General features: G+C 61.5%; 22 protein-coding genes and 1 pseudogene. 9 read left to right on the top strand and 14 right to left on the bottom strand.

Annotated elements, in window-relative coordinates:
• Positions 1–56: 56 nt before the first annotated feature.
• Positions 57–1,496 carry a H(+)/Cl(-) exchange transporter ClcA gene (clcA, locus tag SERRSCBI_RS03600; RefSeq protein ID WP_033641864.1) on the bottom strand — a complete coding sequence of 480 codons (1,440 nt, stop codon included), beginning with the start codon at positions 1,494–1,496 and terminating at the stop codon, positions 57–59.
• A gap of 174 nt (positions 1,497–1,670) precedes the next feature.
• Between clcA and hemL the strand changes: the two are divergent.
• Positions 1,671–2,959 (top strand): annotated as a pseudogene (gene hemL / locus SERRSCBI_RS03595) (glutamate-1-semialdehyde 2,1-aminomutase).
• 62 nt (positions 2,960–3,021) lie between these two features.
• Here hemL and ampE read toward each other — a convergent pair.
• Complete coding sequence (gene ampE / locus SERRSCBI_RS03590; protein WP_033631795.1) at positions 3,022–3,876, bottom strand: beta-lactamase regulator AmpE; 855 nt, start codon at positions 3,874–3,876, stop codon at positions 3,022–3,024.
• Positions 3,876–4,472 carry a 1,6-anhydro-N-acetylmuramyl-L-alanine amidase AmpD gene (ampD, locus tag SERRSCBI_RS03585; protein ID WP_025301585.1) on the bottom strand — a complete coding sequence of 199 codons (597 nt, stop codon included), beginning with the start codon at positions 4,470–4,472 and terminating at the stop codon, positions 3,876–3,878. Before ampD ends, ampE begins: the two co-directional genes overlap by 1 nt.
• An 84-nt stretch (positions 4,473–4,556) precedes the next feature.
• On the opposite strand from ampD, the gene nadC reads away from it, so the two are divergent.
• From nadC to hofC, 4 genes are all read left to right on the top strand, one after another.
• Positions 4,557–5,447, top strand: a complete 891-nt coding sequence (gene nadC, locus SERRSCBI_RS03580) for a carboxylating nicotinate-nucleotide diphosphorylase (protein WP_025301584.1) — start codon at positions 4,557–4,559, stop codon at positions 5,445–5,447.
• Positions 5,448–5,636: 189 nt separating this feature from the next.
• Positions 5,637–6,074, top strand: coding sequence for a prepilin peptidase-dependent pilin (gene ppdD, locus SERRSCBI_RS03575; protein ID WP_033651664.1), 438 nt, complete (start codon positions 5,637–5,639; stop codon positions 6,072–6,074).
• Between the two features lie 5 nt (positions 6,075–6,079).
• Positions 6,080–7,522: a type II secretion system protein GspE gene (gene gspE, locus SERRSCBI_RS03570; RefSeq protein WP_042783693.1), complete on the top strand. Its 1,443-nt coding sequence runs from the start codon at positions 6,080–6,082 to the stop codon at positions 7,520–7,522.
• Complete coding sequence (gene hofC / locus SERRSCBI_RS03565; protein ID WP_042783692.1) at positions 7,519–8,718, top strand: protein transport protein HofC; 1,200 nt, start codon at positions 7,519–7,521, stop codon at positions 8,716–8,718. Before gspE ends, hofC begins: the two co-directional genes overlap by 4 nt.
• A 54-nt stretch (positions 8,719–8,772) precedes the next feature.
• Here hofC and SERRSCBI_RS03560 read toward each other — a convergent pair whose 3' ends face one another.
• On the bottom strand, positions 8,773–9,816 hold the full coding sequence (locus SERRSCBI_RS03560) for a GMP reductase (protein ID WP_015376656.1): 1,044 nt from the start codon (positions 9,814–9,816) through the stop codon (positions 8,773–8,775).
• Positions 9,817–10,178: 362 nt separating this feature from the next.
• On the opposite strand from SERRSCBI_RS03560, the gene coaE reads away from it, so the two are divergent.
• The 3 genes from coaE to yacG are packed head-to-tail and all read left to right on the top strand — an operon-like array spanning position 10,179 to position 11,794.
• Positions 10,179–10,793 carry a dephospho-CoA kinase gene (gene coaE, locus SERRSCBI_RS03555; protein ID WP_025301580.1) on the top strand — a complete coding sequence of 205 codons (615 nt, stop codon included), beginning with the start codon at positions 10,179–10,181 and terminating at the stop codon, positions 10,791–10,793.
• Between the two features lie 5 nt (positions 10,794–10,798).
• A complete protein-coding gene (gene zapD / locus SERRSCBI_RS03550) occupies positions 10,799–11,551 on the top strand; it encodes a cell division protein ZapD (RefSeq protein WP_033641859.1) in 753 nt (250 codons plus the stop codon).
• Between the two features lie 51 nt (positions 11,552–11,602).
• Positions 11,603–11,794 (top strand): DNA gyrase inhibitor YacG, encoded by a 192-nt coding sequence (yacG, locus tag SERRSCBI_RS03545; RefSeq protein WP_025301578.1) that lies wholly within the window; start codon positions 11,603–11,605, stop codon positions 11,792–11,794.
• Between the two features lie 39 nt (positions 11,795–11,833).
• Here yacG and mutT read toward each other — a convergent pair whose 3' ends face one another.
• The 3 genes from mutT to secM all read right to left on the bottom strand — a co-directional run bounded on the left by mutT (position 11,834) and on the right by secM (position 15,640).
• Complete coding sequence (mutT, locus tag SERRSCBI_RS03540; protein ID WP_042783691.1) at positions 11,834–12,238, bottom strand: 8-oxo-dGTP diphosphatase MutT; 405 nt, start codon at positions 12,236–12,238, stop codon at positions 11,834–11,836.
• A gap of 80 nt (positions 12,239–12,318) precedes the next feature.
• Positions 12,319–15,027, bottom strand: coding sequence for a preprotein translocase subunit SecA (secA, locus tag SERRSCBI_RS03535; protein ID WP_042783690.1), 2,709 nt, complete (start codon positions 15,025–15,027; stop codon positions 12,319–12,321).
• Between the two features lie 82 nt (positions 15,028–15,109).
• On the bottom strand, positions 15,110–15,640 hold the full coding sequence (gene secM, locus SERRSCBI_RS03530; RefSeq protein WP_033641856.1) for a secA translation cis-regulator SecM: 531 nt from the start codon (positions 15,638–15,640) through the stop codon (positions 15,110–15,112).
• 26 nt (positions 15,641–15,666) lie between these two features.
• Between secM and SERRSCBI_RS03525 the strand changes: the two genes are divergently transcribed.
• On the top strand, positions 15,667–16,182 hold the full coding sequence (locus SERRSCBI_RS03525) for a DUF721 domain-containing protein (RefSeq protein ID WP_042783689.1): 516 nt from the start codon (positions 15,667–15,669) through the stop codon (positions 16,180–16,182).
• A 114-nt stretch (positions 16,183–16,296) separates the two neighbouring features.
• Here SERRSCBI_RS03525 and lpxC read toward each other — a convergent pair whose 3' ends face one another.
• The 7 genes from lpxC to murG all read right to left on the bottom strand — a co-directional run bounded on the left by lpxC (position 16,297) and on the right by murG (position 24,190).
• Positions 16,297–17,214 carry a UDP-3-O-acyl-N-acetylglucosamine deacetylase gene (gene lpxC / locus SERRSCBI_RS03520; protein ID WP_004932754.1) on the bottom strand — a complete coding sequence of 306 codons (918 nt, stop codon included), beginning with the start codon at positions 17,212–17,214 and terminating at the stop codon, positions 16,297–16,299.
• Positions 17,215–17,317: 103 nt separating this feature from the next.
• Positions 17,318–18,472, bottom strand: coding sequence for a cell division protein FtsZ (gene ftsZ / locus SERRSCBI_RS03515; protein ID WP_004932757.1), 1,155 nt, complete (start codon positions 18,470–18,472; stop codon positions 17,318–17,320).
• Positions 18,473–18,546: 74 nt separating this feature from the next.
• The gene (gene ftsA / locus SERRSCBI_RS03510; RefSeq protein ID WP_004932758.1) at positions 18,547–19,803 is read right to left on the bottom strand and encodes a cell division protein FtsA; all 1,257 of its coding nucleotides are present in this window, start codon (positions 19,801–19,803) and stop codon (positions 18,547–18,549) included.
• Positions 19,800–20,651 (bottom strand): cell division protein FtsQ, encoded by an 852-nt coding sequence (gene ftsQ / locus SERRSCBI_RS03505; protein WP_004932761.1) that lies wholly within the window; start codon positions 20,649–20,651, stop codon positions 19,800–19,802. The genes ftsA and ftsQ overlap by 4 nt, the downstream gene beginning before the upstream one ends.
• 1 nt (position 20,652) lies before the next feature.
• Complete coding sequence (locus SERRSCBI_RS03500) at positions 20,653–21,573, bottom strand: D-alanine--D-alanine ligase (protein WP_033651670.1); 921 nt, start codon at positions 21,571–21,573, stop codon at positions 20,653–20,655.
• A complete protein-coding gene (gene murC, locus SERRSCBI_RS03495) occupies positions 21,566–23,041 on the bottom strand; it encodes a UDP-N-acetylmuramate--L-alanine ligase (RefSeq protein WP_025301571.1) in 1,476 nt (491 codons plus the stop codon). The genes SERRSCBI_RS03500 and murC overlap by 8 nt, the downstream gene beginning before the upstream one ends.
• A gap of 84 nt (positions 23,042–23,125) precedes the next feature.
• Positions 23,126–24,190 carry an undecaprenyldiphospho-muramoylpentapeptide beta-N-acetylglucosaminyltransferase gene (gene murG, locus SERRSCBI_RS03490; protein WP_004932773.1) on the bottom strand — a complete coding sequence of 355 codons (1,065 nt, stop codon included), beginning with the start codon at positions 24,188–24,190 and terminating at the stop codon, positions 23,126–23,128.
• Positions 24,191–24,193: the final 3 nt, after the last annotated feature.

Below are 24,193 nucleotides of genomic sequence, written 5' to 3'. Positions count from 1 at the left end.
CGCGACCAGGGCTGCCTGATTAATATTAACGATTATCCGATACCTGAGTGTTGCGTTCAAGTATTCACCGCATTTGTTGTATTTTCTTTACTTGTTTTCTCCGCCGCTTCCCGCGCCAACTGCGCCTCCTGCCGTTGCAGGGTGCGCGCCAGGATCGACGAATACAGCGGCTTGCCGCCGAGCAGCTGCGCCACCACCGTAGCGCCGAGGCAGGTGATGATCATCGGTAAAATCAGCTGGTAGTTGTCGGTCATTTCCAGCACCAACACGATACCGGTCAGCGGGGCGCGCACCGTGGCGGCGAACAACGCCCCCATGCCGGCGATGGCGAAAGTGCCCGCCTCGATGCCGTACTGCGGGAACAAATGCGCCCCCGCCAGCCCGAAGGCGGTGCCGAACAGCGTGCCCAGCGCCAGCATCGGCGCAAAGATGCCGCCCGGCGCGCCGGAACCGAAGCACAGCAGCGTGGTGAAGATGCGGGTAATGAAAATGAACATCAACATGCCGACGCTGTAATTGCCCGCCGCGGCGATCGGGATCAGCCCAAAGCCGCCGCCCGCCGCCTCCGGCTGGATCAGCCCCAGAATGCCGCACACGCCGCCGAGCAGCCCGCCCATCAGCAGCACATTGCGCATTCTGCCGCCGTGCAGGCGCGCGAACATGTCCTGAGTGCGAAAGATCAGCGCGTTGAATCCCACGCCCACCGCGCCGAATATCGCGCCCAGCACCAGATAGAGCCACAAGGTGTTGATGGGCGCCGAGGCGAGTTTGCCGACCGCGATCACCGAGCCTTGGCCGTTGAACAGCTGGAACACCACGCTCGACATGATAACGCCGATAAACACCGCTTTAATCGAGATCAGGTTGTAGCGAAACTGCGGCCGCATCTCTTCGATGATAAACAGAATGCCGGCCAGCGGCGCGTTGAACGCGGCGGACAGCCCGGCGGCGGCCCCGGTCGCCAGCAGCGAATGGCGCGCCTCGGCGCCGCGAATGCGCAGCACGTCCAAGACCATGCGCCCGACGTTGCCGCCCATCTGTACCGTAGGCCCTTCGCGCCCCAGCACCATGCCCGCCCCCAGCGTTCCCATGCCGCCGATGAATTTCACCGGTATCACACGCCACCAGCGCACCGGCCGCAGCTCCTCCAGCGCGCCTTCGATCTCCGGAATGCCCGAACCGCCCGCCTCAGGCGCAAAGCGCCGCACCAGGTAATAACCCAGCGCCGCCAGCGCCGCGGACAAGATAAACGCCAGCGGCCACACCAGGATCCAGAAGTCGGCGACCTGCGCCAGCGAAGCCAGCCGCTGCTGCTGCACCCACTCCACCGCTTTATCGAAGGCCACGCCGAGCAAACCGGCCAGCGTCCCCACCAGCGCGGCCATCAACAGGATCGCCACCGGCGTTTTGTCGCGGCGGATAAACTGGCGCACCGCATCGCTGCGGCTAAGACGCGGGCTCAACGTCCCGACTGGCTGTGATTGTGATTCTGTCATCGCGAGTGATTCGTCAGGTAATTTGTAATACAAATAGGCAGGGCGATAATTCTACCCCAACCCGGCGGCGGGCGCTGCCGTTAATGGTATCTGACTGTGATCGTTTCATAACGCGGCGCTCTCCTCTAGAATAGCGCGGTCAAATCATTCAAAAGAGAATCCAGGAGCCGATTTATGAGCCTACACAGCAAGTCCGAAAGTCTGTACGCCCAGGCGCAACAGTTGATCCCCGGCGGGGTAAACTCTCCGGTGCGTGCATTCACCGGCGTGGGCGGTGTGCCGCTGTTTATCGAGCGCGCAGACGGGGCTTACCTGTTCGATGCCGACGGCAAGGCCTATATCGACTATGTCGGTTCCTGGGGGCCGATGGTGCTGGGGCATAACCACCCGGCGATCCGCGACGCGGTGATCGAAGCGGCGCAGCGCGGCCTGAGCTTCGGCGCGCCGACCGAGATGGAAGTCAAAATGGCGCAGCTGGTCACCGAGCTGGTGCCGACGATGGATATGGTGCGCATGGTGAATTCGGGCACCGAAGCCACCATGAGCGCCATCCGCCTGGCGCGCGGCTACACCAACCGCGATAAAATCATCAAGTTCGAAGGCTGCTACCACGGCCACGCCGACTGCCTGCTGGTGAAAGCCGGCTCCGGCGCGCTGACCCTCGGCCAGCCGAACTCACCGGGCGTGCCGGCCGACTTCGCCAAACACACCCTGACCTGCACCTATAACGATCTGGATTCGGTGCGCGCCGCCTTCGAACAGTACCCGTCCGAGATCGCCTGTATCATCGTCGAGCCGGTCGCCGGCAACATGAACTGCGTGCCGCCGCTGCCGGAATTCCTGCCGGGCCTGCGCGCCCTGTGCGACAAGTACGGCGCGCTCTTGATCATCGACGAAGTGATGACCGGCTTCCGCGTCGCGCTGGCCGGCGCACAATCCTATTACGGCGTCGAGCCGGATCTGACCTGCCTTGGCAAAATCATCGGCGGCGGCATGCCGGTGGGCGCCTTCGGCGGCCGTCGCGAGGTGATGGACGCGCTGGCGCCGACCGGCCCGGTCTACCAGGCGGGCACCCTGTCCGGCAACCCGATCGCCATGGCGGCGGGCTACGCTTGCCTGACCGAAGTGTCGCAGGTCGGCGTGCATCAGACGCTGACCGAACTGACCGAGATGCTGGCCGCTGGCCTGCTGCACGCGGCGCAGGAAGAGAATATTCCGTTGGTGGTCAACAACGTCGGCGGCATGTTCGGCCTGTTCTTCACCGACGCGCCGGCGGTCACCTGCTACCAGGACGTGATGCAGTGCGACGTGGAACGCTTCAAGCGCTTCTTCCACCTGATGCTGGAAGAGGGGTGTATCTCGCGCCGTCCGCCTTCGAAGCGGGTTTCATGTCCGTGGCGCACAGCAAGGAAGACATCCAGCGCACCATCGACGCCGCGCGTCGCTGCTTCGCCAAGCTGTAATCCCGGCCGGATGGCCAAAAAGAAACGGGCGCCGAGGCGCCCGTTTTGTTTTTCACGGCGGTTTACAGCAGCGTGCCGTAAATGGTCAACAGCGCCACCACCACCACGATGATCATCGTCACCTTGCGCGCCAGCGTCACCGCCGCCCGCGGCGTTTGCACCGGATCCATATGCGGATCGCGCGCCAGCGAGAACTGCGCCAGCCGCGTCAACACCTGATACGACGACGAATGCCGATCGCCGAGCGAGGCGAACCAGGCCGGCAACGCGCGCTCGCCGTGGCCGAACAACGCATAGGCCACCCCGGCCAAACGCACCGGGATCCAGTCCAGCCAGTTCAGCAGATGATCGATGCCCGACTGCGAACGCTCCAGCGGCGTATTGTGGCGCGCCAGCCAGGTTTGATAGGCGCGCAGGAAGGCATATCCCGCCAGCGCGATCGGCCCGTACGGCCCAAAGACCACGAACCAGAACAGCGGCGCCAGGTAATAACGGAAGTTGATCCACAGCAGCGCGTTTTGCAGCTCGCGCAGGCGCAGCTCCTCACTGCAGTCCACCGGCAAACCGTGGATCAACGCCAGCTCTTCCGCCATCTGATCGCTGGCATGGGTATCCCCCTGCCGCGCCGCTTTCAGGTAGGCGCGATAGTGTTTGCGCTTGATGCCGGCGCCGACGCACAGCAGATCGATGACGATCCACAGCAGCAGCGTCACCACGCCGAAGAATAACCCGTGCGACAACCACAGAACGCCCCAGACGATCACCATCCAGGCGGCGGTCATCGCCAGCGTCTGCGCCAGCGAAACCCGATGCAGCCGCTGAAATACCACTTCGAGGCGATGATCCAGCTGCCAGTGTTCCCCCAGCTTGAACAGGCGCTCCCAGGCCAAAACCAGCAACAGCGTAAACAGCGTCATTAGCGATTCCTCTCCCTTTTTCTTGTCTCAAGCATAGCGTCGGCGGGCGCGCCGCGTTGTTCCAGAGATGCCAGATAGCGATCCCAATCGAACGCCGGCCCGGGATCGGTTTTGCGGCCGGGGGCAATATCGCAATGCCCGGCGATATGCGCCGCCAACGGCGGATAATGTTCGGCCAGCAGCGCGGTGACCGCCTGCAGCGTGCGATATTGCGCCTCGGTGTAGGCTAACTGGTCGGTGCCTTCCAGCTCGATGCCGATGGAGAAATCGTTGCACCGTTCGCGCCCCTGATACAGCGAAACGCCCGCGTGCCACGCGCGCTGGTCGAAGGGCACATACTGCACGATCTCCCCATCGCGGCGGATCAGGCAGTGCGCAGACACTCGCAGCTGATGGATCTCGGCGAAATAAGGGTGCTGCGCGGGATCGAGCGTGCCGGTGAACAGCTGGTCGATATAGGGGCCACCGAATTCGCCGGGCGGCAGGCTGATGTTATGGATGACCAGCAGCGAGGGCGGCTCGTCATCCGGGCGCCGATCGCAGTGCGGCGAAACCACTCGCGTCACCCCGACAATCCAGCCATTTTCCAACTGCATCAGACACCTCTCTGCGGTGGTACTTATTCCTGCAACAGAGTAGCATGTTCCCCTACGAACTAACCGTCCATTTCGGAGTTTTCCATGCCGACACGCCGCTACAGTGCCGACCGTCGCCGCACCGAGCTTCTTGAACGTATTGAAAGTGATATTCCCTATTCCGTCGCCCAGGCGCTGCGCGAAGACCTGGGAGGTGAAGTTGACGCCGGGCGCGATATTACCGCGCAATTGTTACCGGCGGACAAGCAGGCCGAAGCCACCGTCATTACCCGCGAAGCCGGCGTGTTCTGCGGCCGCCGCTGGCTGAACGAAGTCTTTATTCAGTTGGGCAACCAGGTGCAGGTGGAGTGGCTGGTGGCAGACGGCGACCGTCTGATACCGAACCAACCGCTTTGCCGGCTGCGCGGCCCTGCGCGGGTGCTGTTGACCGGCGAGCGCACCGCGCTGAACTTTGTGCAGATGCTCTCCGGCGTGGCGACCGAGGTCAGCCGCTACGTGGCTCTGCTGGAAGGCACCCAGACTCGCCTGCTCGATACCCGCAAGACCTTGCCCGGCCTGCGCACCGCGCTGAAATACGCCGTGCTGTGCGGGGGCGGCAGCAACCACCGGCTGGGGCTGTCCGATGCCTTCCTGATCAAGGAAAACCACATCATCGCCTCCGGCTCGATCAAAAACGCGGTGGAAAAAGCCTTCTGGCTGCACGCCGACGTGCCGGTGGAAGTGGAAGTCGAGTCGCTCGATGAGCTGCAGCAGGCGCTGGACGCCGGCGCCGACATCATCATGCTGGACAACTTCAGCGTCGAGATGATGCGTCAGGCGGTCGCCCAAACCCAGGGCCGCGCCCAGCTGGAGGTGTCCGGCAACGTCACCAGCGAGACGCTGCGCACCTTCGCCGAGACCGGCGTGGATTACATTTCGGTCGGCGCGCTGACCAAACATGTGACCGCGCTCGATCTGTCGATGCGCTTCAAATGATCCCCTCGCCCCCGGCCGCCGCCGGGGGCGTTAACGCAGATTTGCGAAGCCCCTCGCACCGTTTTTCCCTCCGCTGCAAACGACATCAATACTGATGGAAGCACGCCGAGAAACGCGTAAAACCCGCTCGCCGTTCCCCCGCGCAAACCGCTACCGTTGTTTTCCACACCCTTATGGAGGAAACAACGCATGGAAACGCAACGCGGCTTTAGCCTGATCGAACTGATGGTGGTGATCGCCATCATCGCCATCCTCAGCGCCATCGGCATTCCCGCCTACCAGCGCTACATCCAGAAAGCGGCGATGACCGACATGCTGCAAACCATGGCGCCGTATAAGCTGGCGGTCGAGCTGTGCGTACTGGATGAAGGCGCGCCCGCCGGCTGTGAAGCCGGCAGCAAAGGCATTCCCAGCGGCGGCGCGTCGCGTTACGTCAGCGGGGTGAAAGTCGTTAAAGGCGTAATCACGCTGACCGGCACCCAAACGCTGCAGGGGCTGGCGGTGGCGTTAACCCCCAAGTCGAACGCCGATGGGCTGACCCGCTGGACCCGGCTGTGCAGCAGCGAAAACGCGACGCTGGTTGAGGTGTGCCGGGAAGTCTTCCGCTTCGACGACGCGGCGGAGTAACGGCGATGAACGCGCAAATCAGCGAAGAGGTTCACACCCTGTGTCGGCGCTATCAGGCGCTGGCGTTGAGCGAAGACCCGACCACCCTGACGGTCGCGCTCAGCGAAGAAGCGCCGCAGGGGCTGCTGGCGGCGCTGCGTTTCGCCACCGGCAAACGCATCCATCTGGAACAATGGCCGGCGGCCAGGTTGGAGCTGGCGCTTAACCAGCGCCACGAACCGCTCTCGGCGCCGCTGGCGGCCGAAGAGGACACAACCGACATCGCCTACCCCGACGACGGCGATGCGCCGGTGGTGCAATTCATCAACCAGACGCTGCGCCTGGCCATCCAGCGCCGCGCCTCGGACATCCACTTCGAGCCTTTTCGGCAGCATTTTCGCATTCGTCTGCGCATCGACGGCGTGCTGCAAACCCTCGCCTCACCGCCGCCGCAGCTGACCGCGCGCCTCATCGCCCGGCTGAAGATCCTCGGCCAACTGGATATCGCCGAGCGCCGTCAACCTCAGGACGGGCAGCTCAGCCTGACGCTGGACAGCGCGCGCTATGCCATGCGTATCGCCACTCTGCCGACGCTGCACGGCGAAAAGGTGGTGCTGCGCGTTCAGCAGGGCGAGCAACAAGAACTGCCGCTGGATCAGTTAGGCATGAGCCGGGCGGATCTGGCGCGCTACGCGACGGCGCTGGCCTGCCCGCAAGGGTTGATCCTGGTGACCGGCCCGACCGGCAGCGGCAAAACGGTGACGCTGTACAGCGGTCTGCGCCAGTTGAACGATGCGCAGAGCAACCTGTGCAGCGTCGAGGATCCGGTCGAGATCCCGTTGTTCGGCGTTAATCAGACCCAGATCAACGCCAAAACCGAGCTGAGCTTCGCCCGGGTGTTGCGCGCCCTGCTGCGCCAGGATCCAGACGTCATCATGATCGGCGAGATCCGCGATGCGGAAACCGCCGAGATCGCGGTCAAGGCCGCGCAAACCGGCCACCTGGTGCTGTCGACGCTGCATACCAACTCCACCGGCGAAACCCTGACGCGGCTGATGCACATGGGGATCCCCGGCTACCTGCTCGCCGGCTGTCTGAAGCTGATCGTCGCGCAGCGGTTGGTGCGCAGACTGTGCCGCCACTGCCGCTATCCGCACAGCCAGCCGACGCATTTTCCCAGCGCGATCTGGCCGGAACCGCTCACTGTCTGGCGCGCCGATGGCTGCGAGCATTGCTTCGGCGGTTACTATGGGCGCATCGGCGTGTATGAACTGTTGGCCATTACGCCGGAAATACAGGCGGCATTGCTGGCGAACGCCGCTCCCAGTCTGCTAGCGGATATCGCCCGCGAACAGGGGCAGCTTTCGCTGCTGCAAGCGGGCCTGGCGCTGGCCGCCGAAGGCACGACCTCGCTGGAAGAACTGTACCGCGTGATCGACGTCGTCCAGCCTGGCATAGCCGCGCCATGAAAGCGCGCCGGCTGTTTCTTTGGCAGGCTTTCGACGCACAGGGCGCCTTACGCCGCGGCGAACTGATGAGCGAGGAAAAATGGCAGGTGAGCCGGTTGCTGATCGAACAAGGCCTGCAACCGTGCCGAATCGGGCACGGCAAACGCGTTACGCCCGGCCAATGGCGTGGAGAACCGTTAATCCACTTCACCCGCCAGCTCGCCACTCTGCTGCAGGCGGGGTTGCCGCTGGTCAATGCGCTGCAGTTGCTGGCAGCAGAGCATCCTTCGGCAGCCTGGCGCTGCCTGTTGCGCCAGCTGGCCGACCAGGTGCGCGAAGGGCAACCGCTTTCCGAAACCCTCGCCGAACAACCGGGGATTTTTCCCCTGATCTATCGCCAGCTGATCGCCATCGGTGAACTGACCGGCAACCTCGATCGCTGCTGCCTGCAGCTGGCGCAACAACAGGAAGCCCAGTTGCTGCTGCGCCGCAAGGTGACCAAAGCGCTGCGTTATCCCCTCTTCATCTGCGCGGTGGCGCTGATGGTCAGCGTGTTGATGCTGGTGATGGTGCTGCCGGAATTCGCCAAGGTTTATCAATCGTTCGATGCGCCGCTGCCCTGGTTTACCCAAGGGTTGCTGGCGTTGTCTGCGCAGTTGATCGCCACCGGCCCCTATCTGGCGCTGCTGCTGGGCGCGTCGCTGTTCGGTTATGGCCGCTGGCTGCACCCGCGCCCGCCGTGGCGCAGACGTGAACAGGCTCTCTTGCTGCGCCTGCCGCTGATCGCCCGGCTGGTGAGCGGCGGCGCGCTGAGCCAAACATTTCGCATCCTGACCATGACCCAACGCGCCGGGCTGACGCTGGTGGAAGGGTTGAACGCGGCGGCGTTGGCGGCTGACCATCTGCTGTACAAACAGGCGCTGGAGCAGGTGCAACGGCAGATCGCCGAAGGCGAAGCCTTTCATCATGCCCTGGGCCTGCAACCGCTGTTTCCGCCGCTGTGCCGGCAGCTGGTGCGAGTGGGCGAAGAGTCCGGTTCACTGGACGCCTTGCTGGATAAATTGGCGCAGTGGTATGAACGGCAAACGCACGAGCTGGCCGATACGCTGGCGCAAACGCTGGAGCCGCTGCTGATGCTAGTGGTAGGTGGGATTGTCGGCGCTTTGGTGATCGCCATGTATCTGCCTATCTTTCAACTGGGCAGCGTGTTGGGATAAGGGTAAAAGGATAGCGGGCGCCGCGGTGCGCTGCGCCCGAATGCAAGGTGCGGCTTATTTGCTGCCGAAGACGCGGTTTTCCTGCTCCGCCACGCGGATAAAGGTGGTGCGCTTGGTCAGCTCTTTCAAACGCTCGGCGCCGACGTAGGTGCAGGCGGAACGCAGGCCGCCGAGGATATCACGCACGGTGAACTCCACCTCGCCTCGCAGCGGCAGCTTGACGGTTTTGCCTTCGGCCGCGCGATACTCCGCCACGCCGCCGACGTGGCGCTTCATCGCTGACTCGGAGCTCATGCCGTAGAACAGCATGAATTTCTCGCCGTTCTCTTCCACCACGGTGCCTTCGCACTCGTCGTGGCCGGCCAGCATACCGCCCAGCATCACGAAGTCCGCGCCGCCGCCGAAGGCTTTGGCGACATCGCCCGGCACCGAGCAGCCGCCGTCGCTGACGATTTGGCCGCCCAGCCCGTGGGCCGCATCGGCGCATTCGATCACCGCCGACAGCTGCGGATAGCCCACGCCGGTCTTCACACGGGTGGTGCATACCGATCCCGGCCCGATGCCGACTTTAACGATGTCGGCGCCGGAGAGGATCAACTCTTCCACCATCTCGCCGGTCACTACGTTGCCGGCGCAGATGACGTGATTCGGGCAGGCTTCGCGCGCTTTCTGCAGGAAGGCGACGAAGTGTTCAGAGTAGCCGTTGGCCACGTCGATACAGATGAATTTCAGCGCCGGAGACAGGGCCAGGATCTGCTGCATTTTGGCGAAGTCGGCTTCTGAGGTGCCGGTGGACACCATCACGTGGCGCAGCACCGATTCCGGCATGCGCTGCACGAAGTCAGCCCATTGCTCGACGCTGTAATGTTTGTGTACGGCGGTGAGAACGTCGAAAGAAGCCAGGGCCTCAGCCATGCGGAAGGTGCCCACCGTGTCCATGTTGGCGGCGATAATCGGCACGCCGGACCAGCTGCAACCTGAATGCTTGAAGGTAAACTGACGTTCCAGTTCAACCTCGGAACGGCTTTTCAACGTGGAACGCTTAGGGCGGATCAACACGTCTTTAAAGCCTAACTTCAAATCTTCTTCAATACGCATGACTTATGATTTCCTGGTTAATGGCGACGGATCGCAAGGAGGATATTCGAACCTCTGCCCGACGGCTTTCCCGTGACGCGGAAAGATGACGGCGAGATTAATGCCAGTTCCAGTGACGTTATAATACGCGCTAATAATCGCCGAACAAGACTGCGAATTCGCCTTTATTTACGCTACAATCCGACAAATTTACCTGCATAATCGCAGTGTGATTGCCCGCTCATTTCTGCCGTGCCGCTGCGCTTTTTCTCGCCGTCCAAACGGGGCCGAGGCGCAAGCGCCGCCTGCCGACTTGCACTTCTGCGCGATCGCTTTATGATTCGTCTATTATTTTTTTATGAACATCGGATGCACCTAACACCATGGCCTACATTGTTGCGTTGACCGGGGGCATAGGCAGCGGCAAAACGACCGTTGCGAACGCCTTTGCGCGCCACGGCGCAGCCATTGTCGATGCCGACGTGATCGCCCGTCAGGTCGTTGAGCCAGGCACCCCTGCTCTGGCCGCGATCGCCGAGCGATTTGGTAATGAAATGTTGCTGCCGGACGGCGCGCTCAACCGCGCTGCTCTGCGTCAGCGCATCTTCAGCCACCCCGATGATAAAACCTGGCTGAACCAACTGCTGCATCCGCTGATACACCGCGAGACCCAACGCCAACTGGCGCAGGCGGCCAGCCCGTACGCGCTGTGGGTCGTGCCGCTGCTGGTGGAAAACGGCCTGCAGGATCGCGCCGATCGGGTGCTGGTGATCGACGTCGACACCGAAACCCAGTTGGCTCGCACCATCGCGCGCGACGGCATCAGCCGCGAGCAAGCGCAGAGCATTCTCGCCGCCCAGGCCACGCGCCAGCAGCGCCTCGCCGTGGCGGATGACATTATTGACAACAGCGGCGCCGCTCAGGGGATAGAGCCACGGGTCGCCGCACTGCATCGTCGCTACCTTGAACTGGCGGCAACAGCGCCCCAACAGGATTAAACTGCATGAGTGATGTTTCCCCAACCGTTCTCTTTGAACACCCGCTGAACGAAAAAATGCGTACCTGGCTGCGCATCGAGTTTTTACTGCAACAGCTGCACGGCCAGCGCGCCCTGAGCGAAACCGCCATCGCCCTTACCTTTTTCCGCACCGTCTCCGATTTGCTTGACGTACTGGAGCGCGGCGAGGTACGCACCGAACTGCTCAAAGAGCTGGAGCGTCAGCAGCAAAAACTGTTGGCCTGGGCCGATGTGCCGGGCGTGGATATGGCGCTGATCGAGCAGTTGCGCGGCCAGTTGAAGTCGCGTTCATCGGCGCTGATGGCGGCACCGCGCCTCGGTCAGGCACTGCGTGAAGACCGGCTGATCGGTCTGGTGCGCCAGCGTCTGAACATTCCCGGCGGCTGCTGCAGCTTCGATTTGCCGACCCTGCACATGTGGATGCACGCGCCGCAGCAGGATCGCGATGCCGACGTCGCCGCCTGGCTGCAGTCGCTGGATCCGCTGAACCAGGCGCTGATCATGGTGCTGGATCTGATCCGTCAGTCGGGGCCGTTCCGCAATCAAATCAGTCTGAACGGCTTTTTCCAGGACAACGCCGAAGGGGCGGATCTACTGCGCCTGCGCCTCCATCTGGCGCCGCAGCTTTATCCGCAAATTTCCGGCCACAAGACGCGTTATGCCATTCGTTTCCTGCCGTTGGACAGCGAACATGGCATGGTGCCTGAACGCCTGACGTTCGAACTGGCCTGTTGTTGAACTCATGAAAGCAAGCCTTCTCAGCACCGCCAGAAGGCGTAAGGAACCGTTATGACGACCGTAGTGAAATGCCCAACCTGTGGCACCGGCGTGGTTTGGGGCGAAGTCAGCCCGTTCCGGCCGTTTTGCAGCAAGCGCTGCCAACTGATCGATCTTGGCGAGTGGGCCGATGAAGAGAAGCGCATTCCGAGCAACAGCGATCTGTCGGAAAGTGAGGACTGGAGCGAACTCGACGACCGCTAATCGCCGATTGAAGGCCTGGCGCACGCCAGGCCGATAGTGTTATTGCGCGGCGCCAGCCTGCGCCACCAGCAGTTGGATAATGCCGGCGTTGGCTTCCGGGAACTCGTCTTCACGCAGCTCCGCCTGTTTTACCCAGCGCATCGGCTGCCCCTCACGGCCAAACGGCTCGCCCGCCCAATGCTCCACCAGATAAAAATTCAGCGTCACGATGCGATCGCTGAAGCGATGTTCCACCACCTCCAGCAGTTCGGCCCGCTCGGCTTCGATACCGGTCTCTTCACGCAGCTCGCGGCTCAGCGCCTGTTCCGGCGTCTCACCCGGTTCGATCTTGCCGCCGGGAAACTCCCAAAATCCGGCCATGTGCGCGTCAGCGGCGCGGCGGGTAATAAAGATTTCCCGTTGAGCATTGCGGATGATGCCCACGGCGATATTCAGATGTTTCATCTCACCCTCCTGATGGGTGCCAAAAAACAGGGGCTCAGCAAGCTGAACCCCCGGGTATTATCGGTCAACCGCGGCCGGCATTACTGCAGGCGGCCGTGGCACTGCTTGTATTTCTTGCCGGAACCGCATGGGCAAGGATCGTTGCGGCCCACTTTGCGCTCGGCGGTCGCCGGCGCGTTCGGATCTTCGGTCACCAGCGCGTTCTCGTCGTGGTGGCTCAGCTGTTGCTGCTGCGCCAGACGCTCGGCCTCTTCACGGCGCTGCTGTTCCAGCGCTTCCACTTCTTCCGGCATCCGCACCTGTACCTTGCTCAGCACGCTGATCACTTCATATTTCAGCGATTCCAGCATGGTGGCGAACATGTTGAAGGATTCGCGCTTGTACTCCTGCTTCGGATCCTTCTGCGCATAGCCGCGCAGGTGGATGCCCTGACGCAGGTAGTCCATCGCCGCCAGGTGCTCTTTCCACAGGGAATCCAGCGTCTGCAGCATCACGCCCTTCTCGAAGTTGCGCATCATTTCGCTGCCGACCACTTCTTCCTTACGCAGGTACTGCTCTTTGGCGTTCTCCAGAATACGTTCGCGCAGCGTCTCTTCGTGCAGCTCCGGCTCTTTGTCCAGCCACTGGGCGATCGGCATCTCCAGATCGAAGTCGTTCTTCAGACGCTCTTCCAGCCCCTGAATGTCCCACTCTTCTTCCAGCGACTGCGGCGTGATGTAGTTGTCGATGGTGCTCTTGAACACGTCCTCGCGGATGCTGGCGATGGTTTCGCTCACGTCGGACACGTCCAGCAATTCGTTACGCTGGCTGTAGATGGCGCGGCGCTGATCGTTGGCGACGTCGTCGTATTCCAGCAGTTGCTTACGGATATCGAAGTTGCGGCTTTCCACTTTGCGCTGCGCGTTGGCGATCGCCTTGGTCACCCACGGGTGCTCAATGGCTTCGCCTTCTTTCATGCCCAGTTTACGCATCATGCCGGACACGCGATCCGAGGCGAAGATACGCATCAGGGCATCTTCCATCGACAGGTAGAAGCGGGATGAACCGGCGTCGCCCTGACGGCCGGAACGGCCGCGCAGCTGGTTATCGATACGACGCGATTCATGGCGCTCGGTGCCGATGATATGCAGGCCGCCCGCCGCCAGCACCGCGTCGTGGCGCTCTTTCCAGGCGGCTTTGATGGCTTCGATCTGCTCTTCGGTCGGTTCTTCCAGCAGCGCCACTTCGGCCTGCCAGCTGCCGCCCAGCACGATATCGGTACCACGGCCCGCCATGTTGGTGGCGATGGTTACCGCACCGCTCTGGCCGGCCTGGGCGACGATGTCCGCTTCCATGGCGTGGAATTTGGCGTTCAACACCTTGTGGTCGATGCCCGCTTTGGTCAGCTCTCGGGACACCACTTCGGATTTCTCGATCGAGATGGTCCCCACCAGCACCGGCTGGCCTTTGGCGGTACGCTCTCGGATGTCTTCAATGATGGCGCCGATCTTCTCTTTCTCGGTCATGTACACCAGATCCGGCATATCCTTACGGATCATCGGACGGTTGGTTGGCACCACGATCGTGTCCAGCTTGTAGATCGAGCTGAATTCGAAGGCTTCGGTATCGGCGGTACCGGTCATCCCGGCCAGCTTCTCGTACAGACGGAAGTAGTTCTGGAAGGTGATCGAAGCCAGCGTCTGGTTTTCGTTCTGGATCTCCACGCCTTCTTTGGCTTCCACCGCCTGGTGCAGACCGTCGGACCAGCGGCGGCCCTGCATGGTACGGCCGGTGTGCTCATCGACGATGATCACTTCGCCGTCTTTCACGATGTAGTCCACGTCGCGGGTGAACAGCACGTGGGCGCGCAGCGCGGCGGTAACGTGGTGCATCAGCATGATATTGGTCGGCGAGTACAGCGATTCGCCTTCATCCATGATGCCGGCTTCCACCAGCATCTCTTCGATCAGGATCAGACCGCGTTCGGTCAGGTGTACCTGACGCGCCTTCTCATCCACCGAGAAGTGCCCTTCACCTTTGAAGGTGTCGGAGTCTTCTTTTTCCTGGCGGATCAGTTTAGGGATCAGCTTGTTGACCTTGATGTACATCTCGGAGCTGTCTTCTGCCGGGCCGGAGATGATCAGCGGCGTACGCGCTTCATCGATCAGGATGGAGTCCACCTCATCCACCAGCGCATAGTGAAGTTTGCGCTGCACGCGCTCTTCCGGGCTGAACGCCATGTTGTCGCGCAGGTAGTCGAAGCCGTACTCGTTGTTGGTGCCGTAGGTGATGTCGGCAGCGTAAGCTTCGCGCTTGGCCGGCGCCGGCATGCCCGGCAGGTTGATGCCGATGCTCAGGCCGAGGAACTCGAAGAGCGGACGGTTGTTTTCGGCGTCGCGCTGCGCCAGATAGTCGTTGACGGTCACGACGTGCACGCCGCGGCCGCTCAGGGCGTTCAGATAAGCCGGCAGCGTCGCGGTCAGGGTTTTACCTTCACCGGTGCGCATCTCGGCGATGCAGCGGTCGTTCAGTACCATGCCACCCAGCAGCTGCACGTCGAAGTGACGCATGCCGAACACGCGCTTGCTCGCCTCACGCACCACGGCGAAGGCTTCCGGGATCAGGCTTTCCAGCGATTCGCCCTTCTCCAGGCGCGCGCGGAATTCGTTGGTTTTCGCTTTCAACTCGTCATCGGACAGCTTTTCCATGTCCGGTTCCATGCGGTTGATCTGCTCAACCACTTTGCGCATGCGGCGCAGGGTACGATCGTTACGGCTGCCAAAAACTTTGGTTAATAATTTCACTAACATGATGTTTGATATCTCTGTCATGACCGCCGAGCGCGGCAGTCAACTTGCTATTATTTATGGTTTTTGTGCCCAAAGGGCGAGATCAGACGAGGGCGACGGGCCCGGCGCGAATGCCCTGCACCTGCGCCACCCACAGGCCGGTCTGGTGCCGCGCCAGCGTTGGCAGCACCTCAAGGTGGGTGTGGCGAATGATGGTCGGCGGCTTCGGCTCATGCGTCAGCAGCGCGTTGAGAGTAGAAAGCAGCGCCAGTTGCGCTACCTGCAAAGGGGGTTCCGCTTCGGCTTCGCTCTCCTGCACCCGCGCATAAACCGCCTGCGGCGCCAGCGCGAAAGAGAGGTGACGAATAACGGTGCGCAGCGCATGTTGCTGCCAATAATCTACGCTGAAGGTAGGACGGCGATGCGCGTCCTGCAGCAGGGCCAGGCTGTTGAAGGTGCCGTTGGCCGAATTTTGCCGGTTAAGGCTGGACGATGTGCTCGGCAATGCGGCCTGATCGGGTGCGCCGGACAAATTGGAAGGCGCGCCAAGCGTGGCCGCAACCATCCCTAACAGGAGATGGGGCCAGAAATAACGTCTGCCAAATTGTCGCCAACGATTTAGAATACCGATCACGAGTTTATAATCCGCCGGAGCCCATTATGCGCGATAGCCGTCCACAATTATTAGATGTCCTGTTCGACGACGCGTCTGCCGGCAGCAAAGGGCCGCTGCATAACGTCCAGCAACGCGCGGTGGCGCTGCTCAAGCTTAACCGTGCAGTGAAGGGCCTGTTGCCCGCTCCCCTGCATCCCTGGTGCCGCGTCGCGAATTTCCGACAGGGTATTTTAGTGCTCGAAACGGCAAATGCCAGTTGGATGATGCGCTTGCGCTACGAACAACCCGCTTTGCTGTCTGCACTACGAGCGCAAATTCTACCATCATTGTCGTCGATCGACATCAGGATTAATCCGGCCTTGATGGCGAAAGGCAGCAACCAGGTGCAAAACGCCGAAAAAGCGCCGGAAAAACCCGTGCCGATGCGGCATTTGAGTCTGGAGAGTGCGGAAGAGCTGAGGGGATTAGCGAGCCGTAGCCCAGAGAAACTGCGCAAAATATTGGAACGGCTGGCTGCATTGGCCGGAGAGGTTACCAACACAACCAGTCGTGATAAGTAATCAGCGACACGGACTGCAAAATACCGGACAGCCGGCACCACACCATCGTGAGCCTGAATTCTCAGGCTCTGAGGGGATGCGCCTGCCGTTATTCGCAGGCGAGAAATGCAGACCTTACGCCAATACGGTAGACGGTGCCTTGAATGCCAATGGCATTTCGGCTTCGTCCTGGAAGGTCACGTATTCCCACGCTTCCTGCTTGGCCAGCACGGCCTGCAGCAGTTTGTTGTTCAGCGCGTGGCCAGACTTGAACGCGGTGAACGCGCCAATGATGTTGTGGCCGCACATGAACAGGTCGCCGATGGCGTCCAGCATTTTGTGACGTACGAATTCGTCTTCGAAACGCAGACCGTCTTCGTTCAGCACGCGGTAGTCGTCTACCACGATGGCGCAGTCGAAGCTGCCGCCCAGGGCCAGGCCGCGGGACTGCAGGTATTCGATATCACGCATGAACCCGAAGGTGCGCGCGCGGCTGATTTGACGCACGAACGACTCAGCCGAGAAATCAAGACGATAGCGCTGAGAGCTGGCGTCGATGGCCGGGTGGTTGAAGTCGATGGTGAAGTCCAGGCGGAACCCGTTATGCGGGGACAGCTCGGCCCACTTGTCGCCATCTTCAACGCGTACGGTCTCTTTCAGACGCAGGAATTTCTTCGCCGAGTTCAGTTCTTCGATGCCGGCATCCAGCAGCAAGAACACGAACGGACTGGCGCTGCCGTCCATGATTGGGATTTCAGCGGCGTCGACTTCGATGACGATGTTGTCGATGCCCAGCCCAGCCAGCGCGGCGTTAAGATGCTCAACGGTCGAAATACGCACGTCATGCTCATTCACCAGGCAAGTACAGAGCATGGTATCACGCACGGATTTTGCATCAGCCGGAAAATCAACCGGTGGATTCAAGTCAGTGCGACGATAGATGACCCCGGTATTAGCCGGCGCTGGGCGCATTGTCAGCGTGACTTTCTTGCCGGTATGCAAACCGACGCCAGTCGCCTGAACAATACGTTTTAATGTCCTTTGTTTGATCATCGTTTTATCTCGCAATGTTATCCATCCTACCAGCCAAGCATACAGCATGGCTGGCGGGACAGTTTAGCACAAAGAGCGGAGATTCCAAATTCTCAGGATATTCTTAGTCTGCCTGTTTACGCAGGAAGGCTGGAATATCAAGATAGTCGGGCTCTTTATTCGGCTGCGCAGCTTGGTCGTTGACCACCTTCGCGGCAGGTTTCACTTCCTGCGGCAGAGGCGACATGCCGTGCTGCTGATAACGGTGATCCATCACCGGCTGGCTGGCCTGCTTATTGGTCACCAGGGTGATTTCAGGACGCTTGTCCATACCGATACCGGTTGCAACCACGGTTACGCGCAGTTCGTCGTTCATTTCCGGATCCAGCGAGGTACCGATAACCACGGTGGCGTTGTCGGAAGCGAACGCACGGATGGTGTTACCCACGGTTTCGAACTCATCCAGACGCAGGTCGAAGCCGGCAGTGATGTTGACCAGTACGCCGCGCGCGCCGGACAGGTCGATGTCTTCCAGCAGTGGGCTGGAGATCGCCATTTCGGCCGCTTCTTCGGCGCGGTCTTCACCGCAAGCCACGCCAGAACCCATCATCGCGTAGCCCATTTCGGACATCACGGTGCGCACGTCGGCGAAGTCGACGTTCATCAGGCCCGGACGGGTGATCAGCTCGGCGATACCCTGCACCGCGCCTTTCAGCACGTCGTTGGCCGCGCCGAACGCGTCCAGCAGGGAGATGCCGCGACCCAGAACTTTCAACAGCTTGTCGTTCGGGATGGTGATCAGTGAGTCCACGTGTTTGGACAGTTCAGCGATACCCTGCTCCGCGAATGCCATGCGCTTTTTGCCTTCGAAGTTGAAAGGCTTGGTCACCACGGCCACGGTCAGAATACCCAAATCTTTAGCCACTTCAGCCACCACTGGCGCCGCACCGGTACCGGTGCCGCCGCCCATGCCGGCTGCGATGAAGACCATGTCTGCGCCGTCCAGCGCTGCGCGCAGGGCTTCGCGGTCTTCTTCCGCTGAATTGCGACCCACTTCCGGGTTCGCGCCCGCACCCAGACCTTTGGTAATACCGCTACCAATCTGGATGGTTTGGCCAACCGCCGTTTTGCGGAGCGCCTGGGCGTCCGTGTTCACAGCGAAGAATTCAACACCTTCGATGCGCTCGCGCACCATGTGTTCAACGGCGTTGCCACCGCCGCCGCCGACGCCGATGACTTTAATCACCGCGTCATTGGTTAGTTCCATTGGTTCAAACATAGTTTCTCTCCGTTTTGTGCCTGTCGCTGCGAGATCATAAAAAGATTACTCAGCATGATCTCTTTGTTGAAACATTAAAACTCTTTTCTCAGCCAGCTATTGATGCGTTTAAACCAATTGCCCACCGAGGCGCGTTTTTCTACTTCTGTCTCACCGCTCAGGTGAGACTCTTTTCCATAGTGCAGCAGACCTACCGCCGTCGAGTAGTAAGGCTCCTGCGCATAATCCGTCAGACCCGTGATGTTCAAGGGTTGGCCGATGCGTACCTGGGTGTGGAACACCCGTTGCGCACAGGCTGCCAGGCCATCAATCTGGGCGGCGCCACCGGTCAGCACGATACCTGCCGCCAGATGATGCTTAACCCCTTGCTGACGCAGTTGCTCCTGCAATTGCAAAATTTCATCGTTAACCAGATTCAACAGTTCGGTGTAGCGTGGCTCAATGACTTCAGCCAGCGTCTGTCTTTGCAGACTGCGCGGAGGACGTCCCCCGACGCTAGGCACCTCTACATTCTCATCCTTGCTAACAATCGACCCAAGCGCACAACCGTGTCGAACTTTAATCGCTTCCGCGTCGGTCGGCGGCGTGCCGAAGGCGTAAGCGATATCGCTGGTGACCACGTTCCCGGCGTAAGGGATCACTTTGGTGTGGCGCAGCGCACCGCCGGTGTACACCGCCATATCCATGGTGCCGCCGCCGATATCCACCACGCAAACGCCGAGTTCGCGTTCATCTTCGGTCAGCACCGCGTAGCTCGCGGCCAGACCGGCGAAAATAAGTTGGTCAACTTTCAGGCCGCAACGTTCCACGGCCTTGACGATGTTCTTCGCCATATCGTTATGGCAGGTAATCAGATGCACCTTGGCCTGCATGCGCACGCCGGACAGCCCAACCGGGTTTTTGATGCCTTCCTGATAATCGATGGCGTATTCCTGAGGAATCACGTGCAGGATGCGGTGTTCGTCACGCACGCGCACCGATTTGGCGGTGTGCACCACGTTCTCCACGTCGTCCTGCGTCACTTCCTCTTCCGAGATAGGCACCATGCCGATTTCGTTCTGGCAGCTGATGTGTTTGCCCGACAGCGCCAGGTACACCGACGAGATCTGGCAGTCCGCCATCAGCTCGGCCTGATCGATGGCGCGCTGTACGCACTTCACCACCGACTCCAGGTCGTTTACGCCGCCCTTATCCATGCCGCGAGACGGGCAGCTGCCCACCCCGATAATGTTGACCATGCCATCGGGCAGAACTTCCCCTACCAACGCGGAGACTTTTGCAGTACCGATCTCCAGTCCAACTACCAGTTTTCTGTCCGTCGACTTGATCATTGTTGTTTTGCCTGTGCCTGATTCTGTTGCTGATTACTGTTTTGCTGACCGCCAAGCGCCTGCGGATCGACCAACACCGGAGCCCACCCTACCGAAGCGCCGGACTCGTAGCGCAGATCGACATAGCTGACACGCTTGCTCTCCGCCTGGCCCTGCTGCTGCAATACCGGGTAAAGCTCGATAAACCGCTGCAAACGCCCGTTGCGGTCATCGCGCCCCAGCTCAAGCCGGACATCGTTGTCCAGCGCCAGCTGCCAGGAATGGCGCGCGGTCATCGCCGCCATTTTCAGCGTATATTTGCTGGCCGCCAACGTGGCGCTCATCGCCCGATAGCCTTCCAGCACATCCTGCTCGCTCCCTTCCGGCCCGTAGAGCAGCGGCAACTTCTGCTTGCCCGCCCGCTCCGCCGGCACGCTGAACGCTTTGCCCTCGGCGTCCACCATGTGCAAATCGTTCCAGCGCGCCACCGGGACATACTCCACCAGATGGATCTTCAGCTCATCCGGCCATTGTTTGCGCACGCTGGCCTGCTTGATCCACGGCAGACGTTCGATCTGCTGCTGGATAACGTCCACATCCTGCGTCATAAAGGTGCCGGGCGCGCCCAGCGCCAGGATCGCCTGACGAATATCATCGTTGGTGGTGTAATGGCGTTCGCCGGTCACCACCAGCCTTGAGAGCGGCAGGCGACTGGCGTCTTTCATCCAGCCAAGCACCGCCCAACCGCTCCACACGACCGTTCCCAACACCATCAGCAGGAAAATCATTCCCGCCAACTGGGTTCCATTGCTGCGGCGCGGGCCGTTATCCACCTCGCGATCGCGCGCATTCAGGGCAGCTTGCGACATATCAGTCGGCCAACTCCAAAATTCTCGCCACTAGCTGCGAGAAGCTTAATCCAAACTGGCGCGCCGCCATCGGCACCAGGCTATGACTGGTCATGCCCGGAGAGGTGTTCACCTCAAGCAGATAGAAGCTGCCATCGCTGTCTTGCATTACGTCGACGCGGCCCCAGCCGCTGCAGTCCAGACCGCGGTAGGCGCGCAGCGCCAACGCCGCCATCTCGGCTTCCTGCTCGGCGCTCAAACCGCTCGGGCAGAAGTACTGCGTATCGTCCGAAATGTACTTGGCCTGGTAGTCGTAAAACACGCCGGCCGGCTGGATGCGGATCGACGGCAACACCTGGTCGCCCAGCATCGCCACGGTGTATTCCGGGCCGCTCAACCACTTCTCCACCAGCACATCGTCGTCATGGCGGAAGGCTTCTTCCAACGCCGCTGCCAACGCCGCGCTTTCGGTGACCTTGCTCATGCCGACGCTGGAGCCTTCACGGCTCGGCTTGACGATCACCGGCAGGCCGAGATCCGCCACGCGCGCCAGCAGCGCCGCTTTTTCGGCGCCGAGATACAGCTGGCGATTCAGCGCCACGTAAGGCGCCACCGGCAAGCCCATCGATTGCCACACCATCTTGGTGCGCCATTTGTCCATGGTCAGCGCCGAGGCCATCACGCCGCTGCCGGTATAAGGCAACTCGAGAAACTCCAGCAGCCCCTGCAGGGTGCCGTCCTCGCCGCCGCGGCCGTGCAGCGCGATAAACACTTTGGTGAACCCCTGCTCTTTCAACTGGGTCACCGGGAAATCGCGGGTGTCGACGCCGTGCGCATCGATACCGGCTTCGCGCAACCCGGCCAGCACCGCGGCGCCGGACTGCAGAGAAACGTCACGTTCAGCGGAGGTGCCACCCAGCAGAACTGCAACTTTATCAGCCATGGTGCTCCTCCTCTTTCTTCGGCGGCTGCAGCTTCAGCTCGGCCAGTTTACGGGCGATTTTGCCTACGTTGCCGGCGCCTTGCACCAGCACCAAGTCTTCATCCTGCAGCAGCTGCGCCAGCGTTTCCGGCACGGTATCGGCATCGGAAACCAGGATCGGATCCAGCTTGCCGCGGCTGCGGATGGTGCGGCACAGCGAGCGGCTGTCCGCGCCCGGGATCGGCGCTTCGCCGGCGGCGTACACGTCGAGCATCAGCAGCACATCCACCTGCGACAGCACGTTGGCGAAATCGTCGTACAGATCGCGGGTGCGCGTGTAGCGGTGCGGCTGGAAGATCATCACCAGACGCTTGTCCGGCCAACCGGCGCGCGCCGCTTTCAACGTGGCGTCCACTTCGGTCGGATGGTGGCCGTAATCGTCCACCAGCATCGCGCTGCCCGCTTTGCCGTTGACCGGCTCCAGCGGAAACTCGCCGAGGAAATCGAAGCGGCGCCCGGTGCCCTGGAAGCCCGCCAGCGCGCGCAGGATATCTTCGTCGTCGATGCCTTCTTCAGTCGCTACCGCCACCGCCGCCGCTGCGTTCAACGCATTGTGGCGGCCCGGCGCGTTCAGCGTCACCGTCAGCAACGGTTTGTCCTGACGGCTCAGGGTAAAGTGCCCCTGCGGCCCAATCTGCCGGTAGTCTTCGATGCGCACGTCGGCATCTTCACTGAAGCCGTAGGTGGTGATATGGCGACCCACGCGCGGCAGCAGCTCACGCACCACCGGATCGTCGATGCACATCACCGCGCGACCGTAGAACGGCAGGTTGTGCAAGAAATTGATAAACGTCTGCTTCAGGTTCTCGAAGTCGCCCTGGTAGGTGTCCATATGGTCGGCTTCGATGTTGGTGACCACGGCCACCATCGGCTGCAGATGCAGGAACGACGCATCGCTCTCATCCGCTTCCGCGATCAGATAACGGCTGGACCCCAGTCGTGCGTGGGTGCCCGCCGCCTTCACCAGCCCGCCGTTAACGAAGGTCGGGTCCAGGCGGGCTTCGGCGTAAATGCTCGAGACCATCGCCGTGGTGGTGGTTTTGCCGTGCGTGCCGGCGATAGCGATGCCGTGGCGAAAACGCATCAACTCCGCCAGCATTTCAGCGCGGCGGATCACCGGGATGCGCGCTTCACGAGCGGCGACGATCTCCGGGTTGTCGGCGGAGATGGCGGTAGACACCACCACTACGCTCGCATCCAGCACGTTTTCCGGACGGTGATTGAAATAAATCGTCGCCCCGAGCGCGCTCAACTGTTGGGTGACCGGATTCGGCGCCAGGTCGGAGCCGCTGATCTGATACCCTTCGTTTGCCAACACTTCGGCGATACCACCCATGCCGGCGCCACCGATGCCGACAAAGTGAATGTGCCGGACGCGACGCATCTCGGGCACGATAGTACGTAGTTTCGCCAGTTGTTGTGTATTCATCACTCTCTCTAATCCGGATCCGGTACCCCGGCCCTACATCACATTGCTTTTATTCAGGTTCGGCGCACCGAACCCCTGCACTCGTTACTTGGCGAGCCGCACCAGCTCCGCCGCCACGCGCTCGGTGGCGTCCGGAATGGCGACCGCGCGCGCTTTCTCGGCCATGGCCAGCAGCGTCTTGCGATCCCAGCTCGCCAGCAGTTCAGCCACCACATCGGCGTTGAACTGCGGCTGTTCGATAATCTTCGCCGCGCCGGCTTCTTCCAGCGGACGCGCGTTCCAGTACTGCTGACGGTCCTTGTGCATGAACGGCACGAAGATCGCCGGCAGCCCCGCCGCCGCGATTTCGCTGACGGTCAACGCGCCGGAGCGGCAGACCACTACGTCGGCCCAGGCATAGGCGGCGGCCATGTCGTCGATGAACTCGGTCACCTTGTGCTGTGTCTGCCCTACCCTCTCGTAGTCGCGCAGCACCGTTTCCAGCGCGCCCTTGCCAACCTGATGCCAGAGCGTAATTCTATCGCCCAAACGCGCCGCGACTTCAGGAACTGTCTGATTCAGCACGCGGGCGCCCTGACTTCCGCCAATCACCAGCACGCGGATCGGGCCTTCGCGCCCTTGCAACCGCTCCGCCGGCAACGGCAGCGCCAACACGTCGGTGCGCACCGGGTTGCCCACCACCTCGGCGTTTGGGAACGCGCCGGGGAAGGCCTGCATCACTTTGGCGGCGATGCGCGCCAGCCAGCGGTTGGTCAAGCCGGCGATGCCGTTCTGCTCGTGCAGCACCACCGGGATGCCGCACTGCCAGGCCGCCAGGCCGCCGGGGCCGGAAACGTAACCGCCCATCCCCAGCACCACATCCGGCTGATAACTGCGCATGATGGCTTTCGCCTGCCGTACCGCCTGCCAGATCCGCAGCGGCGCCGTCAACTGGGCCTTCAGGCCCTTGCCGCGCAGGCCAGAGATGCGGATAAAATCAATCTCGATCCCGTGCTTCGGCACCAGATCGGCTTCCATTCGGTCTGCGGTTCCGAGCCAGCGCACCTGCCAGCCCTGCGCCATCAGATGATGCGCGACCGCCAGCCCCGGGAACACGTGCCCGCCGGTACCGCCTGCCATCACCATTAAACGCTTAGGTTTCCCGCTCATCCC

Origin of the sequence: Serratia sp. SCBI (assembly GCF_000747565.1) — a bacterium.
Classification (GTDB): Bacteria; Pseudomonadota; Gammaproteobacteria; order Enterobacterales; family Enterobacteriaceae; genus Serratia; species Serratia ureilytica.
This window is presented reverse-complemented; position numbering and strand designations above follow the sequence as displayed.

Excerpts from the sequence above, each read along its gene's own strand:
- clcA (WP_033641864.1), bottom strand. The coding sequence starts at position 1,496 with ATGACAGAATCACAATCACAGCCAGTCGGGACGTTGAGCCCGCGTCTT.
- ampE (WP_033631795.1), bottom strand. The coding sequence starts at position 3,876 with ATGACGCTGTTTACGCTGTTGCTGGTTTTGGCCTGGGAGCGCCTGTTC.
- ampD (WP_025301585.1), bottom strand. The coding sequence starts at position 4,472 with ATGCAGTTGGAAAATGGCTGGATTGTCGGGGTGACGCGAGTGGTTTCG.
- nadC (WP_025301584.1), top strand. The coding sequence starts at position 4,557 with ATGCCGACACGCCGCTACAGTGCCGACCGTCGCCGCACCGAGCTTCTT.
- ppdD (WP_033651664.1), top strand. The coding sequence starts at position 5,637 with ATGGAAACGCAACGCGGCTTTAGCCTGATCGAACTGATGGTGGTGATC.
- gspE (WP_042783693.1), top strand. The coding sequence starts at position 6,080 with ATGAACGCGCAAATCAGCGAAGAGGTTCACACCCTGTGTCGGCGCTAT.
- hofC (WP_042783692.1), top strand. The coding sequence starts at position 7,519 with ATGAAAGCGCGCCGGCTGTTTCTTTGGCAGGCTTTCGACGCACAGGGC.
- SERRSCBI_RS03560 (WP_015376656.1), bottom strand. The coding sequence starts at position 9,816 with ATGCGTATTGAAGAAGATTTGAAGTTAGGCTTTAAAGACGTGTTGATC.
- coaE (WP_025301580.1), top strand. The coding sequence starts at position 10,179 with ATGGCCTACATTGTTGCGTTGACCGGGGGCATAGGCAGCGGCAAAACG.
- zapD (WP_033641859.1), top strand. The coding sequence starts at position 10,799 with ATGAGTGATGTTTCCCCAACCGTTCTCTTTGAACACCCGCTGAACGAA.
- yacG (WP_025301578.1), top strand. The coding sequence starts at position 11,603 with ATGACGACCGTAGTGAAATGCCCAACCTGTGGCACCGGCGTGGTTTGG.
- mutT (WP_042783691.1), bottom strand. The coding sequence starts at position 12,238 with ATGAAACATCTGAATATCGCCGTGGGCATCATCCGCAATGCTCAACGG.
- secA (WP_042783690.1), bottom strand. The coding sequence starts at position 15,027 with ATGTTAGTGAAATTATTAACCAAAGTTTTTGGCAGCCGTAACGATCGT.
- SERRSCBI_RS03525 (WP_042783689.1), top strand. The coding sequence starts at position 15,667 with ATGCGCGATAGCCGTCCACAATTATTAGATGTCCTGTTCGACGACGCG.
- lpxC (WP_004932754.1), bottom strand. The coding sequence starts at position 17,214 with ATGATCAAACAAAGGACATTAAAACGTATTGTTCAGGCGACTGGCGTC.
- ftsZ (WP_004932757.1), bottom strand. The coding sequence starts at position 18,472 with ATGTTTGAACCAATGGAACTAACCAATGACGCGGTGATTAAAGTCATC.
- ftsA (WP_004932758.1), bottom strand. The coding sequence starts at position 19,803 with ATGATCAAGTCGACGGACAGAAAACTGGTAGTTGGACTGGAGATCGGT.
- ftsQ (WP_004932761.1), bottom strand. The coding sequence starts at position 20,651 with ATGTCGCAAGCTGCCCTGAATGCGCGCGATCGCGAGGTGGATAACGGC.
- SERRSCBI_RS03500 (WP_033651670.1), bottom strand. The coding sequence starts at position 21,573 with ATGGCTGATAAAGTTGCAGTTCTGCTGGGTGGCACCTCCGCTGAACGT.
- murC (WP_025301571.1), bottom strand. The coding sequence starts at position 23,041 with ATGAATACACAACAACTGGCGAAACTACGTACTATCGTGCCCGAGATG.
- murG (WP_004932773.1), bottom strand. The coding sequence starts at position 24,190 with ATGAGCGGGAAACCTAAGCGTTTAATGGTGATGGCAGGCGGTACCGGC.